17 protein-coding genes, 1 tRNA gene and 1 pseudogene are annotated in these 12935 nt (G+C 69.9%); 9 read left to right on the top strand and 10 right to left on the bottom strand.

Annotated elements, in window-relative coordinates; translation table 11 throughout:
- The first annotated feature begins 28 nt into the window (after positions 1-28).
- From ACIA6T_RS32050 to ACIA6T_RS32040, 3 genes are all read left to right on the top strand, one after another.
- Positions 29-256, top strand: a complete 228-nt coding sequence (locus ACIA6T_RS32050; protein WP_399450031.1) for a hypothetical protein — start codon at positions 29-31, stop codon at positions 254-256.
- A 344-nt stretch (positions 257-600) separates the two neighbouring features.
- Positions 601-1230 (top strand): aminotransferase class I/II-fold pyridoxal phosphate-dependent enzyme, encoded by a 630-nt coding sequence (locus ACIA6T_RS32045; RefSeq protein WP_399450029.1) that lies wholly within the window; start codon positions 601-603, stop codon positions 1228-1230.
- Positions 1227-1487 (top strand): hypothetical protein, encoded by a 261-nt coding sequence (locus tag ACIA6T_RS32040; RefSeq protein ID WP_399450028.1) that lies wholly within the window; start codon positions 1227-1229, stop codon positions 1485-1487. Before ACIA6T_RS32045 ends, ACIA6T_RS32040 begins: the two co-directional genes overlap by 4 nt.
- A gap of 60 nt (positions 1488-1547) precedes the next feature.
- Here the strand turns inward: ACIA6T_RS32040 and ACIA6T_RS32035 are convergent, their stop codons facing one another.
- From ACIA6T_RS32035 to ACIA6T_RS32025, 3 genes are all read right to left on the bottom strand, one after another.
- Positions 1548-1766: an EF-hand domain-containing protein gene (locus ACIA6T_RS32035; RefSeq protein WP_399450027.1), complete on the bottom strand. Its 219-nt coding sequence runs from the start codon at positions 1764-1766 to the stop codon at positions 1548-1550.
- A gap of 104 nt (positions 1767-1870) precedes the next feature.
- Positions 1871-2074, bottom strand: a complete 204-nt coding sequence (locus ACIA6T_RS32030) for a hypothetical protein (protein ID WP_399450026.1) — start codon at positions 2072-2074, stop codon at positions 1871-1873.
- 336 nt (positions 2075-2410) lie between these two features.
- Positions 2411-3205, bottom strand: coding sequence for a BlaI/MecI/CopY family transcriptional regulator (locus ACIA6T_RS32025; protein WP_399450024.1), 795 nt, complete (start codon positions 3203-3205; stop codon positions 2411-2413).
- Between the two features lie 426 nt (positions 3206-3631).
- Here ACIA6T_RS32025 and ACIA6T_RS32020 point away from each other — a divergent pair.
- Positions 3632-3736 (top strand): annotated as a pseudogene (locus tag ACIA6T_RS32020) (WhiB family transcriptional regulator); the annotation flags it as partial.
- Between the two features lie 475 nt (positions 3737-4211).
- Here the strand turns inward: ACIA6T_RS32020 and ACIA6T_RS32015 are convergent.
- Entirely contained in the window at positions 4212-4373 is a 162-nt protein-coding gene (locus ACIA6T_RS32015) for a hypothetical protein (protein ID WP_399450023.1), read from the bottom strand.
- Between the two features lie 454 nt (positions 4374-4827).
- On the opposite strand from ACIA6T_RS32015, the gene ACIA6T_RS32010 reads away from it, so the two are divergent.
- Together ACIA6T_RS32010 and ACIA6T_RS32005 are read left to right on the top strand one after the other, a co-directional pair.
- A complete protein-coding gene (locus tag ACIA6T_RS32010; protein WP_009192932.1) occupies positions 4828-5031 on the top strand; it encodes a cold-shock protein in 204 nt (67 codons plus the stop codon).
- A gap of 46 nt (positions 5032-5077) precedes the next feature.
- Positions 5078-5151 (top strand) — tRNA-Met (locus ACIA6T_RS32005).
- 401 nt (positions 5152-5552) lie between these two features.
- On the opposite strand, the gene ACIA6T_RS32000 is transcribed toward ACIA6T_RS32005, so the two are convergent.
- From ACIA6T_RS32000 to ACIA6T_RS31985, 4 genes are all read right to left on the bottom strand, one after another.
- Positions 5553-6956: an MFS transporter gene (locus tag ACIA6T_RS32000; protein ID WP_399450022.1), complete on the bottom strand. Its 1404-nt coding sequence runs from the start codon at positions 6954-6956 to the stop codon at positions 5553-5555.
- Between the two features lie 43 nt (positions 6957-6999).
- The gene (locus ACIA6T_RS31995) at positions 7000-7659 is read right to left on the bottom strand and encodes a cyclophilin-like fold protein (protein WP_399450021.1); all 660 of its coding nucleotides are present in this window, start codon (positions 7657-7659) and stop codon (positions 7000-7002) included.
- Between the two features lie 107 nt (positions 7660-7766).
- Entirely contained in the window at positions 7767-8177 is a 411-nt protein-coding gene (locus ACIA6T_RS31990) for a cupin domain-containing protein (RefSeq protein ID WP_399450020.1), read from the bottom strand.
- A gap of 31 nt (positions 8178-8208) precedes the next feature.
- Positions 8209-9225 (bottom strand): zinc-dependent alcohol dehydrogenase family protein, encoded by a 1017-nt coding sequence (locus ACIA6T_RS31985; RefSeq protein ID WP_399450019.1) that lies wholly within the window; start codon positions 9223-9225, stop codon positions 8209-8211.
- Between the two features lie 197 nt (positions 9226-9422).
- Here ACIA6T_RS31985 and ACIA6T_RS31980 point away from each other — a divergent pair, with 197 nt between their 5' ends.
- The 3 genes from ACIA6T_RS31980 to ACIA6T_RS31970 all read left to right on the top strand — a co-directional run bounded on the left by ACIA6T_RS31980 (position 9423) and on the right by ACIA6T_RS31970 (position 11780).
- Positions 9423-10307 carry a helix-turn-helix transcriptional regulator gene (locus tag ACIA6T_RS31980; RefSeq protein ID WP_399450018.1) on the top strand — a complete coding sequence of 295 codons (885 nt, stop codon included), beginning with the start codon at positions 9423-9425 and terminating at the stop codon, positions 10305-10307.
- A 353-nt stretch (positions 10308-10660) separates the two neighbouring features.
- The gene (locus ACIA6T_RS31975; protein ID WP_399450017.1) at positions 10661-11431 is read left to right on the top strand and encodes an IS5 family transposase; all 771 of its coding nucleotides are present in this window, start codon (positions 10661-10663) and stop codon (positions 11429-11431) included.
- A gap of 73 nt (positions 11432-11504) precedes the next feature.
- Positions 11505-11780 carry a hypothetical protein gene (locus tag ACIA6T_RS31970; RefSeq protein WP_399450016.1) on the top strand — a complete coding sequence of 92 codons (276 nt, stop codon included), beginning with the start codon at positions 11505-11507 and terminating at the stop codon, positions 11778-11780.
- A gap of 161 nt (positions 11781-11941) precedes the next feature.
- Here ACIA6T_RS31970 and ACIA6T_RS31965 read toward each other — a convergent pair whose 3' ends face one another.
- Together ACIA6T_RS31965 and ACIA6T_RS31960 are read right to left on the bottom strand one after the other, a co-directional pair.
- Entirely contained in the window at positions 11942-12400 is a 459-nt protein-coding gene (locus tag ACIA6T_RS31965; RefSeq protein WP_399450087.1) for a cytochrome P450, read from the bottom strand.
- A gap of 119 nt (positions 12401-12519) precedes the next feature.
- Positions 12520-12837 (bottom strand): IS3 family transposase, encoded by a 318-nt coding sequence (locus ACIA6T_RS31960; protein WP_399450015.1) that lies wholly within the window; start codon positions 12835-12837, stop codon positions 12520-12522.
- Positions 12838-12935: the final 98 nt, after the last annotated feature.

The raw sequence follows: 12935 nt of genomic DNA, 5'->3' as shown, positions 1-12935 counted from the left end.
TAACGATCAGGTGGCCGTGGAGGCCACGATGGGCGAGCAGATGTGGAGCACGGAGTTCTGGGCGCTGATGGCCGAGGTGGCCGACTGTTTCCCGCGCCGTGATTCGCGACTACCGGCGCGGAAGACGACCGAGGCGATGCTGATGGAGCTGGAGCGGCGCAACTGCCGGACGCTCGCCGAGGCGCTCGGCCATGACGGGCCGTACTGGCTGCAGCACTTCCTCCTGCGGCTCGTGGGACCACGACCTGGCCCGTGACCGGCTGGCTTCCTGGGTTTCGGGTGAACTCAGGACACTTCCTGCTGCTTGGGGCTGGCAGTCGGTTACGGACCCCGGAGAATCCCAGCTCGTCACGCCATCTCGCCGAGGCCCATCAGAGCCTCCCACAGACCCGGAGCGCTTCGCTCACTGCTCTGACCTCGGCTTTCTGTACGGATCTGTGCTGTTGTCAGTGGGGCCCGCCAGGTTGGCAGTACTGGCTGTGATGGGGCGGAGGGGGTGGTTGGGGGTGATGTGTGCCTACAAGTTCCTTCTGCGGCCCACGGTCCGCCAGGAGCAGGCGTTTGCCGGGATGCTGCGGGATCACTGCTCGCTTGGCCGTCGTGCCCGCCCACGTCGGCGTCACCGGGGCGACACGCCTCCTGGACCTGCTGGTGCATCCGGTCGCCGAGGGGCCGGACGGCATCGACCTGGACGACCTGCGGCGGCGTATCGACGAGGCCCGCGCCGCCGGGCTGCGCACGCGCACCCTGCACGTCGTCCCTGACCACGCGAACCCCTCGGGCGTCCGGATGCCCGAGCCGGTGCGCCGCGACCTCCTCGACCTGGCGGAACAGGAGGACGTTCTCCTCCTGGAGGACAACCCCTGCGGCCTCTTCCCGCGCCGGGGGCACCGCCTCCCGACCCTGAAGGCGCTGGACACCGCACGCCGCGTCGTCCACCTTGGTTCGCTGGCGAAGACAGTGTTCCCGGGGGTACGGATCGGCTACGCGGCAGCCGACCAACCGGTCGATTCAGGGCCGTACCCGGCGGACCCGCTCGCCAGGGCCAAGAGCATGGTCACCCGCAACACCTCGCTGATCGCCCAGGCTGTGGCCGGAGGCAGGCTGCTGGAACACGGGTGCAGTCTGGTCCACGCCACCGAGCGGGAAAGCGAGGTGTACCGGGAGGCCTCGACCGGATCGTCGAGGGGCTGGCCCGCCGCTTCCCCGACCCGTCGGCGTCCGGGGTGAGCTGGAACAGTCCCGAGGGCGGTTTCTTCGTCGCCGTCGACGTACCGTTCGACGTCACCGATGCGGCGCTGGAGCGCTCGGCCCGCGACCACCACGTGCTGTGGACGCCGCTGCACCACTTCTACGACGCGGCGGCGTCGGGGACCGGAACCGGTATCGAACCACTGCGCTGTCTGCGCCTGTCGTGCAGTGCCCTCGGACCGGAGGACATCGAGGAGGCGCTCGACCGGTTCGCCGCCTTCGTACGCTCGGCCTGAGCACGGCGCCTGTGGCGGGCGGACCCGCCACAGGCGCTCTTCACGGCCCGGCCGGAGAAGTCAGCGGTTTATGGCCGCCCAGAATTCGTCGAAGGACATCCGGCGGTCACCGTCGGTGTCGAGTGAGTCGATCAGGGCCCGGGCCTCCGACTCGGTGATCTCGGCGCCCTCCAGCTCCGTCACGACCTGCCGGTACTCCTCCGCGGTGACCAGGCCGTCACCGTCCAGGTCGTAGCGCTCGAAGACACTCCGCGCCGCCTTTTCCACCACGTCCGCCATGTACGTCTTCCTTCCGCGATCTTCGCTGACGGCGTCAGCCTATCCGTGGGCCCTTGAACGGCCGAGCGAGTGGGCTTGCCCTTTCCGTCCGGCGCCCCGCCCTGTCATTCCGTGCGGGCAGTGATCACGACGTAGCCGAGGTGTTCGGCGGCTTCAGCCACTTGCCCGATGAGCCGGATCATCAGCGGGGCGGTATCGGTCCCCAGGGCAGTGGTCGCCTCCGGGCGGCGGCTCTCGAAGGCTTCTCTGCCTCGCCGCCCGTCGTGACGGGTGTACGGGCCGAGGTCTGCCACGTGGCTGGATGCCATGGCACCGCCGACGGCCCCCAGCCTCGCCAGCACGTCTACCTGGCCCCCGCCGTGGGAGACCGCGCACGGACGAGACCCAGCCCATGCGCGACGGCGGCCCCGCAGTACATGCCTCCGGCCCGGCACAGCTCCGCCGTCCAGCCCGTCTGAAGCAGATTCCCTCTTCGAAGCGGGACGCTGCCGAGTGCCTGGGCGTGGCCATCACATGGACGGTCACGCCCAGGCACCCGACAGCGCACCTTCGGCACCTCACCGACTGAGCACTGTTGCCCGACCGTATGCGGCGCGCTGCAACGGGCGTTCAGGCCGGCCGGCGTCACCGCTTCGGTGAGGGAGTCAGGCCTGCGCCGACACCTTCTCGGTGTTCCCGGTCTCCTCGGCACCGGCTGTCTCGGCGGCCGGTGCCGCCTTCACGGCTGAGCCGTCCGCGGCGGGCGCGGACTCGGGCACAGCGGTGTACAGCACGGTGTTCTTCTGCCGCATCCGCTCGACGCGGCCCTTGGCGACCAGCCGCTCCAGGGTGCTGCGCACAGTGCCGGTGTCACGGGCCCGCTCGGGATACTCCCGCTCCAGGTCACCGACGACCTCGCCCGCGGTGCTCGGCTGCCCGGCATGCCTGCCGAGGACGCTCAACAGCAGTTCACCCAGGGTCGGTTCACCTGTTTTGGCCACCGTCTTCTTCGCCGCAGGAGCCTTCTTCACCGCCGCTTTTTTCGCCTCCGTCTTCTTCGCCGTGGTCTTCTTGGCCGCCGTCTCCTTCACGGCCGCCTTCTTGACCGCGGTCTTCTTCGCGGGTGCCTTGACCTGCTTGTCCTGCCGCTGGTTCGGCACCGCTGCGGAAGTCTCAACATCAGCCACTTCGGACGGCTCGGCCGCTTCGGCGGGCCCGGACGCACTGCCCTGCGGCTGTGCCGATTCGTCTCCGGCCGCCTGGGTGTCCAAGCCGCCTTCAGCCGGGGCGGACAGCGTCTCCAGTGCCCTCACCAGCCAGGCTTCGTCCGTCTCGAGCTGCTCGAGACGCGCCCGCAGACGGGCCTGTTCCTCTCGGTTGGCACTGAGGTGATGGGTGAACTGCTCCGCATACTGACTCTGGAGGCTTTGAGTGGTGGGCTTTTCCAGCTCGGTGGCCACGCGCCAAACTCCTTCACACAAGGGAGTATTGCTGCCGGATGTTGCTCACCCCAACGGGACCCCGCCGTTGTCCTGGGTAAACACCACCCTTGCGAACTGCCACACAGGCCCCCCTTCACCCTTCACACCGGCCCACCGGACAAGACACCAGAGGCGAAACCAACCCACCGGCTCCAGCCCGACCTGCCCCGCGCAGAAGCCCTGTCCGCGAAGACGACTCCGCCGTGGCACCGGTCCGCCAAGGTCCCGTGCCGCGCGACCCGGGGGATCATGCGCGGCCCCTTCCGACCCGCCCGGCGAAACGTCCACTGCCAATCCCGGCCGGCCGCCGATCGCACAGGCGCAGTGAACCACACCGCCATGGCCGTGATCTGCGCAATAGGCTCGGCACTGTCGCCGAGCCATGACGGAGAGAAAAGACATGACGAACGCGAACGCCGGGCCCTGCTGCGCCGCAGACCGAACGTCACCTCATGGCGGCAGGCCCTGGAAAGCGCTCGCCACGAGCAGGAACGGCCGCGCGCCGGCTGACCGGTAGCACGATCACGCTGACGCCTTCTCTCCGTAGATGCTCGGCGTGACCGCTGAAAGGCAGCGTCCCGGTGGTACGGGGGAGACCACCGGGACAGCAACACCCATTCTACGCAGCACCATTCACCCGCGTGCGGAGAAAGCAAGAGGTGTCCGAGAACAGCCCCCTGTCCGCGGGTCCGGCACCGGCTCGGCAAGCCCAGCCCTGCCGCAGGCGCGGCGACTGCTGCGAAGGGGAGGGATCTTGCTGGTACATCTGCGGGTCTTCGAACCCCTCGGGCACGGTCGGCTCCTTGGGTGGCCGACGGTCGGCGCCGCGCCGATGACTTGCCTCCATGAGTCTGACGGCCATGGCAGCGATCTCCATCTCGCGTCCCGCGAACGGGCTTTCTGCATCGCTTCGGTGTGGGTGCCGGCCGGGTAGCGGTTCGCCGATCTCGTCATAGCGAGCGGTGTATCGCGCACCGACGCCGAGTCAGAGCGCAGGCTCGAGGACGGCACCGATCAGCGAAGTGAATCCGGCCTCGAGCGTGACCCACGGCGTCTGCGGGAACCGCCAGGACATGCCCGTCAGCTCCACCTCGGTACCTGGCGAGTCGATGTACCTCAGCCACGTGGCCCGCAGGTCATGCGGCAAGCCTCCTGCCCGGCCGTGAGCCGCACACGAAAACCAGGTGAGTGACACTGTCCTCAGGCCTCAGGCCTCAGGCCTCAGGCCTCAGGCCTCAGGCCTCAGGCCGAGAAGCTGATCGTGCGCCGTATCCTCGAACGCCGCGGTGTTCCAGTCCGCACCGCAGGGCAACCGCCCGGGCGGCAGACGCACACCACGCTGATGCCCTGCACAGCGGGGAAGTACTGGACCGCTGGCCCGCCCTCCACGCACCACCGTGCCCCAGCGCCGCGCCCCACCTGCTCAGCGTTCTTTGCCAGGCCGTACCACTGCCGGACCGGACCGCATCCGATCTCGCGGACGGATGATCGAATGACCAGGCCCTGGCCGGGGTAGAACGGATGCCGGACGTCTTCCTACAACGGAGGACGCCGCTATTCACCCCGGCCGGCACTCCCGGCGAGATCGAAGGACACGCAGTATGGCCAGCGGCACCGTGAAGTGGTTCAACTCCGAAAAGGGCTTCGGCTTCATCGCCCAGGACGGCGGAGGCCCGGACGTCTTCGCCCACTACTCCAACATCTCCGGCAACGGCTACCGCGAGCTGGTCGAGGGAGAGCCGGTCACGTTCGACGTCACCCAGGGCCAGAAGGGCCCCCAGGCCGAGAACATCGTCCGCGGCTGACACCCTCGGCCGGCCTCTGGGATCTTGTGTAGAGTGGCCTCACCGACGCGGGGTGGAGCAGCTCGGTAGCTCGCTGGGCTCATAACCCAGAGGTCGCAGGTTCAAATCCTGTCCCCGCTACGTGAGAGGGGCCCGGCACAGCCGGGCCCCTCTCACGTTCCTCCGCCCCGAGAACTGCGCGACCACCTCGCCGACCCCGCCGTTTTTGTCGGCTGGGTAGCCGCCCGACGGTGGATGAACCCGGCACACGACCCGAACCCCGTACAGCTATCACCCACGGCCGCCTTGGCGATCCAGAGCCGTCCCTCTTTCGCGGCACAACGCATGCGGTGCACATCACGCCTGCATAAGGTCACCTCGGGCCCGCTCGGACAGGACGGCGGGACTTGGCGGCCCGCGCCCGTCACACGCCGCGTGGGGCCGCCCGACACAGAGATGCTCACCCGCCCCTGAGGAAGACGCCTTGCAACGGCCGTGCCCGCCCAGCGTTCAACGGGAGGGAAGACAGCCGGCTTACGGCCTCACGGGGCGATCGCCCGACAGGCCAAAACCCGATCGACTACCTCATCAGCGGAAAGCTCCCGCTCGGGAGACGCGGCCTCAGCGGGCTGCACGCCCAGCTTCGACAGTCGCTCCTGCTGCTCGGGGAGAAGCTGCGCCCCCAGGTGCCGGGGTTCTTCTGCCGCTGGAGCCACTTGCCCAGGCCGTCGCCCTCGAACAGCACCCCGGGTTCGATGGCCGGCAGGACGCCGTCGGGTGCCGCCGAGGGCGAGGGCGATGAGCGGCAGAAGGGTGAGGGTGGCGGAGAGGGTGCCGACCAGGGCCGGTCCGGTCAGGCCGAGGGAGGTGTTCATGGCTGTCCCGGCCAGGGCGGAGCCGGCGGCGATGCCGGTGTTGTAGGCGGAGGTGGTCAGCGCCGAGGTCAGGGTGGGGGCGTCGCCGGCGAAGCGGACGGCGAGGGAGGTGACGACGGGGTTGACGGTGAACCCGGCCAGGGCCATGAGGAAGACCAGAGCCACCGCCGTGACCGGGCCGGTCGACAGCGGGATCAGCAGCAGCAGGGCCAGAGCGGTCACGGCGGCAGCGGTGATGGTGGCGGCCATCGGGTAACGGTCGCCGAGCCGGCCGCCGACGGCGGTGCCGCCCAGGGCGCCGAGCCCGAAGACGATCAGGACCAGCGGGACGGCCCCGGCCGGGATGCCGGCGCGGTCGGTCAGCAGTGGGGTGATGTACGTGTAGGTGGCCAGGACCCCGCCCATGATCAGGACGGCGGCGGCCAGCGCCAGCCACAGTCGGCCCTGGCGCAGGGCACGGACCTCGGCCCGTACCGGGACTTCGGCCCGCTGCTCCGTCCGGGGGATGAAGCGGCCGACGAACACGGCGGCCAGGGCGGCGAGGACGGCCAGGGCCCAGAAGGGGCCGCGCCAGCCGGTGTACTGGCCGACGAAGGAGCCGACCGGCACGCCGATCACGTTGGCCAGGGTCAGGCCGCCCATCATGACGCCCACCGCCCGGGTGGCGCGCGCGGGACCGGCGGCGGTGGTGACGATGACGAAGCCGACGGCCCAGAACGCGCCGGTGGCCAGCGCGGTGATCACCCGGGCGGCCAGGACGACGGTGAAGGAGGAGCTGAGCGCGGCGACGACGTGCCCGAGGGCGAAGACGGCCAGGGCCGCGACGAGGGTCAGGCGGCGGGGCAGGCGCAGGGTGGCCAGGGCCATGGTCGGTCCGCCGACGATCATGCCGATCGCGAAGGCGGTGATCAGCAGGCCGGCGTGGGAGACGCCGACGCCGAGGTCACCGGCGATCTCCGGGAGAAGTCCGGCGATGACGAACTCGGTGGTGCCCATCAGGAACGTGCCGGCGGCGAGCACCCACACGACGAGGGGCAGCTTGCCCCCTCGGGTGCCGGCTGCGGAAGGCATACAGTGTTTCTCTTCCTCTAGGGATTTCAGGCCGTCGTCCAGATCAGGGGGCGGCTTCGATGGTGATGCGTGTCGCGCTGCCGAGCCGGTCGGCGCTGACGTCGAGGTGGCCGAGGACGAGCAGGTCGGCGGAGGGGGCGGGCCCGTCCTGGTAGAAGAGGGCCAGGTTGCCCCAGGGCGCGTAGTAGGCGATGTCGCCGATCTTGGCCGCGGCCGGTTCGGGGGCACCGTCGGTGTCCAGCCTGCGCGGCAGGTCGGCGACCCGCTCGATGCCGTGGAAGTCCTCCAGGTCCAGCGTGAGCGGGAGCAGCTCGGCGAAGTCGCGCGCCGGAGGGCTGTCGTTCAAGGTCGCGTCGACGGGGCGGCCGTCGAGGGTGACCCGGATGTCCATCAGGTCAGCGGCGGTCGTCTCGAGGACCGGCTTCATGAAGTCGCCGCGGGGCACGGGGCTGAACTGGAGGATCTCGACGGGCCCCAGCGTGTCCGCGACTTCGTTCAGGGCCGCGGTGAGGGAGTCGGCATCCAGGACGTCGGCGGTGAACCCGCGGGCATGGACGTTCTCCCGCGCCAGTTCGGCTACCAGGTCGTCCTGGTGGTGGATGTTGCGCGAGACGAGGGCGACGCGGTGGCCGGCGGCGCCGAAGCGGCGGGCGGCCGCCAGACCCAGGCCCGGACCGGCTCCGACGAGGGCGAACGTGGTCACGGTGGTTCTCCTCAAGGGCGACGTGAGCGGGACGGGCCGCTTCTGGGGCCCGGGTAAAGAGCGGGGTGGTGCAGGGGAGAGGGCGATGTCGAGGACTTTGACCGGGGTCAGCCGGTGGTCGGGGCGGCGGCGTACTCCTCGTCGGTGACGGGGGTCAGCCAGTGGGCGACGTCGTGGTCGGCGTCCGCCTCGTTGATGGCCAGGTGGACCATCAGGCGGTTCGGGGCGGCACCGTGCCAGTGCTCCTCGTCGGCCTCGAACAGGACGCGGTCGCCGGGCCGGATGACCTCCACCGGTCCGCCGCGGCGCTGGCACAGGCCGACGCCCTCGGTGACGAAGACGGTCTGGCCCAGCGGGTGGCGGTGCCAGTGGGTGCGGGCGCCGGGCATGAAGTGCACGAGGTTCGCGGTGACGCGGGACGGGGCGGGGGCGGCGGCGACGGCGTCGATGTAGACGTCACCGGTGAACCAGTCGGCCGGGCCCTTGGCGGTGTCGATCAAGCTGCGGGTGATCCGCATGGTTGCTCCTTGTACGGGGTGGCGGGAGGGATCAGGGCTTGAGGAGGGTCTTGATGGCGCGGCGTTCGTCCATCGCCTTGTAGCCCTCGGCGACCTGTTCCAGGGGCAGGGTGAGGTCGAAGACCTTGCCCGGGTCGATCCGGCCGGACAGGACGCGGTCGATCAGGTCGGGCAGGTAGCGGCGCACGGGGGCGGGGCCACCGCGCAGGCCGACGTGGGAGAAGAACAGCTCCTGGCCGTCGACGGCGACCTCGTGGGGGACGCCGACGAAGCCGACGTTGCCGCCGGGCCGGGCGGAGTGCAGGGCCTGGCGCATGGCCTGGGCGGTGCCGACGCACTCCAGGACGGAGTCGGCTCCGATGCCGTCGGTGAGGTCCTTGATCCGGGCGACTCCCTCGTCACCGCGCTCGGTGACGACGTCGGTGGCGCCGAACTCGAGGGCGAGCCTCTGCCGGGGTTCGTGGCGGCTCATCGCGATGATCCGCTCCGCGCCCAGTTCCTTCGCCGCGATCACCGCGCACAGGCCGACCGCGCCGTCGCCGACGACCACGGCGGTCGAGCCGGGCTTCACCTCGGCGGCGTCGGCGGCCCACCAGCCGGTGCCCATCACGTCGGAGTTGGCCAGCAGGCCGGGCCAGAACCGCTCGTCCGGGACCTCGTCGGTGGCGACCAGGGTGCCCGGGGCGTTGGGTATGCGCACGTACTCGGCCTGGCAGGTGGACATGAACTCGCGGTGCAGGCAGTTCGACGGGAAGCCGTTCCTGCAGTTCGCGCAGGTGTTGTCGGAAGTTGCGAACGAGCCGACGACGAACTGCCCGGGCCGGACCGAGGTGACCTCGGAGCCGACCTCCTCGACGAAGCCGACGTACTCGTGCCCCATCGGGTGCGCCTCGCCGATGGGCTCCGCGCCGCGGTAGGGCCACAGGTCGGAGCCGCACACGCAGGTGACGGCCGTGCGGATGATCGCGTCGGTGGGGTGGAGGATCTTCGGGTCGTCCAGGGTCTCGAAGCGGACGTCGCCGGGGGCGTGGATCATTGCGCCGCGCATGGGGGTCTTCCTAACGTACGAAGGGGCCGAACCGTCCGGGAGCGGCCCGTGTGCCGGCGTTCCCGCCCTGCCGGAGGAGCAGAGGAGGAACATCACGCCATCCAGGTAACCGGCACTTCGCGCGCGCAGCGAGTCACTGACAAGGGGTGCACCAGCAGTACATCCCTCCGGCGTCGGCCAGACCGTACCGTCGAGGTGTGGACAACCAAGCAGAGGTCCGCGAGTTCCTCACCTCGCGGCGATCCAAGATCACCCCAGAGCAGGCCGGGCTGCCCGCCGGCCCCCGGCGCCGGGTTCCCGGACTGCGCCGCAGCGAGGTCGCCGCCCTGGCCGACGTCAGCGTGGAGTACTACGCCAAGCTGGAGCGTGGCAACCTCGCGGGCGTCTCACCGGCTGTCCTGGAGGCCGTCGCCCGCGCGCTGCGGCTCGACGACGCCGAACGCGCCCACCTGCTCCATCTGGCCCAGGCAGCCGACGGCTCCGACGCCCTCACCCGCCGCCGGCGCCGCGCCACCCGGCAGTGGAAGCCGCACCCCAGCCTGCAGTGGACCCTGGACGCGGTCACCGCATGCCCCGCGTTCGTCCGCAACGGCCGCATGGACCTGCTGGCCACCAACAGCCTGGCCCGAGCCTTCCACCACGACCTCTACGCCAACCCGCACAACCAGGCGAACTTCGCTCGCTTCCAGTTCCTCGACCCCCTCTCGCGCCGTTTCTACCCCGACTGGGACTTGGCCGCGGACATCACCGTCGCCATCCTGCGCACCGAGGCCGGCCGTAACCCGCACGACAAGGAGCTCCACGACCTCGTAGGGGAGCTGTCCACCCGCAGCGATGCCTTTCGCACGCGCTGGGGAGCCCACGATGTCCGCCTCCACGGCACTGGTACCAAACGTTTCCACCACGAGGCGGTCGGTGACCTCACCCTCGCCTACGAAGGGCTGGAGCTGGCGGCTGAGCCCGGCCTCGTCCTCACCGTCTACACCGCCGAACCCGGCTCGCCCTCCGACGAGGGCTTGCGCCTGCTCGCCTCCTGGGCGGCTACGCAGTCCGCTTCCGCGACGGAGTCGACAGCTCGCTGATCGGACGCTGCCGGGGGCTGACGCCGGGCTTGTCGGGGCAGCGCGACGTCCACGCCCATGAGGCCGGACGAGGTGTGCGTCTGTCCGAGGCTCACCGATAGCTCGGTCGAACTGCCCGAAGAGACCCTCGCCGCGTACCGGTGTGCCGGGCGTGATGACGTCGATCCTGCGGATGCAGTCGCCGGTCTCCCGCATGGTGAAGGTCAGGACGTCGCGACGGTCGTCGGTGGCCGAGAACGGGCGTCATAGCCGGCTGTTGCCTGTCGGTACGAAGCGTAGAAAGCGGGTGACGGCGGTGATCGTGGCCGGAGCGAAAGGGCGTTGCCCGCGGCACCAGCGGTCGGCGACGGCTGGTGGATGGTGTGTGCTGGCGGGTGCGGACGGGTGTTCCGTGGCGTGACCTGTCGCCCGAGTACGGGCCCTGGCAGACCGTGTACGGGTTGTTCCGGCGATGGCAGCGGCGGGGGGTGGGGGTCAGGCTGCTGACGCTGCTGCAGGCGCGGGCCGATGAGGCCGGGCTGATCACGTGGGAGGTCAACGTCGATTCCACGATCTGCCGGGCTCACCGGCATGCGGCCGGTGCCCGCCGGGACGGCGCGGGGCAGAAGGAGGCGCCTGGTGGTATCGCCATCGAGCCCGACGACCACGCGCTGGGCCGGTCAAGGGGTGGGTCCACCACGAAGCCCGCCTGCCCCTGCGAGCAGGGGCAGAGGCCGTTGTCGCTGCTCGTCACCTCCGGGCACCGGCACGACAGCCCGCAGTTCCAGCCAGTCCTAGAGGCAATCCGGGTGCCTCGGACCGGTCCTGTCCGGCCGCGATCCCGCCCGGACAAGGTCCGGGCGGACAAGGCCTACGGCTCCCGCGTGAACCGTGCCCACCTACGCAGACGCGGCATCGGACGCACGATCCCGGAGAAGGCCGATCAAGTCCGCAACCGCAGGAAGCATGGCTCACGAGGTGGCCGACCGCCGAAGTTCGACAAGATCGACTATCGCGAGCGCCATGCGGTCGAGTGCGGGATCAGCCGTCTCAAGCAGCACCGGGCAGGGGCCACCCGATTCGACGAGCTCGCGGTTCGGTACGAGGCGACGGTGCACGTCGGGGCGATCCACCAGTGGCTGTGAGCCGTCGGGCGGCCAGGCGGCCGTGGCATGCCGGCCGCCGGCACTTCGAGCAGCACACGCATGGGGAGGTCCGGTGGCCGCTGATTGCTACTGCGCGGACAGCGAGAACGGCGACCACGTCGACGACCCGTCCGAAGACGCCCTGTTCGAGTTGGTAAGCGACCTGAACAGCGCAGACAACACCTTCGTCGTCATCCAGCCCGACGAGGACGACCCCGCCTGGTTCGCGTCCGTCGCCGTCCTGGAGACGGGCGGCTACGAGATTGTCCGGCGTGACACCAGCCGCCGCGAGCACGACATCACCGTCGAGACGAACATCGACCAGATCGCGGGCGACCTCACCAAATGACTGGCCACCCGAGCTACCTGAAACACGGCCTGGATCGTCCGAGTCAACGCCGCTTGGCGCTTCCCGGCGCCGGCCGGGGAACCGGCCGGTCGGCAGCAAAGGACCTGCAGGGCGATGACCCGGCCGGCCAACAATCATCGAGGGCCCTACGGATCACGTCCTCAAGACAGGCGCAGGGTGACCCGGCAGCCTTGGGCAGGGTAGACCTCTGTGCTGCAGCGGTGGCGGATCCCCTCGTCCCGGTCCGTCGCCGGCCGCAGCTGCCCGCGGCGGAGAAGAGTGTGAATCAGTAGTTTGACCTGGATGAAAGCCGGCTGACCGCCGATGCAGGCGTGCGAGCCGGTCCCGAAGGGCAGCCAGGCGCCGCGTGGGGGCCGGCTCCGTAGGAACCGTTCGGGACGAAACGCTTCCGGACCGGGGTACAGGGCCGGGTTTCGGTGCAGGTCCCACAGGCTCGCCACGGCGAACGTCCCGGCCGGCACGTGGTGGCCGCCGATGTCGCACGGTTCGCGCAGCAGCCAGGGGATGGCTGTGACCGGTGGTCGCAGACGCAGCGTTTCGCGGATGACCGCGTCTGTGTAGGGGGCGGTGTCATCCTGCGCAGACGCCTCGCCGACCAGTCGTTGCCAGACGTCCGGTGTGCGCGCGGCGCGCTCGATGACCCAGGCCGCCGTGAGGGCGGGCGCCTGGGCGGCCAGCAGGTAGAAGTGAGGTTCCCCCGCTGTGCGGGGGTGGCTGACTAGCTGGTCAGGGAGGTTTGACGTGGCTTCAGGTTCACTTGTTCGGTCGGTGCCTGGATGGCGTAGTGCTTCTCCTCGTACTCGATCGGGCTGAGGTAGCCGAGGCGTTTCTGGATGCGGCGGGGGTTGTAGAAGCCGTCGATGTACTCGAAGAGCGCGAGGTTCGCCTCGGCGCGGGTGGCGAAGGTCCGTCCGCGGATGCACTCGGTCTTGATGACCATCCACAGGTTCTCCGCGAGGGCGTTGTCGAACGAGTCGCCGACCGAGCCCATGGACGCCTGAATCTCGGCCCTGACCAGGCGTGTTGTGAGCTTCACGGACGTGTATTGACCGGGTTCAACCAGTGGATGCAACACCGGCTTATGTGATCGATAGTAGATGGTCGTTGAGGGCTTCGGCGGGTGTCTTCCAGCCG

Origin of the sequence: Streptomyces sp. NPDC051740 (assembly GCF_044453165.1) — a bacterium.
GTDB lineage: Bacteria > Actinomycetota > Actinomycetes > Streptomycetales > Streptomycetaceae > Streptomyces > Streptomyces atrovirens.
This window is presented reverse-complemented; position numbering and strand designations above follow the sequence as displayed.

Bases quoted from the DNA above. Each gene is read 5' to 3' on its own strand.
- ACIA6T_RS32050 (WP_399450031.1), top strand. From the start codon at position 29: ATGGGCGAGCAGATGTGGAGCACGGAGTTCTGGGCGCTGATGGCCGAG.
- ACIA6T_RS32035 (WP_399450027.1), bottom strand. From the start codon at position 1,766: ATGGCGGACGTGGTGGAAAAGGCGGCGCGGAGTGTCTTCGAGCGCTAC.
- ACIA6T_RS32030 (WP_399450026.1), bottom strand. From the start codon at position 2,074: ATGGCATCCAGCCACGTGGCAGACCTCGGCCCGTACACCCGTCACGAC.
- ACIA6T_RS32010 (WP_009192932.1), top strand. From the start codon at position 4,828: ATGGCCAGCGGCACCGTGAAGTGGTTCAACTCCGAAAAGGGCTTCGGC.
- ACIA6T_RS32000 (WP_399450022.1), bottom strand. From the start codon at position 6,956: ATGCCTTCCGCAGCCGGCACCCGAGGGGGCAAGCTGCCCCTCGTCGTG.
- ACIA6T_RS31990 (WP_399450020.1), bottom strand. From the start codon at position 8,177: ATGCGGATCACCCGCAGCTTGATCGACACCGCCAAGGGCCCGGCCGAC.
- ACIA6T_RS31985 (WP_399450019.1), bottom strand. From the start codon at position 9,225: ATGCGCGGCGCAATGATCCACGCCCCCGGCGACGTCCGCTTCGAGACC.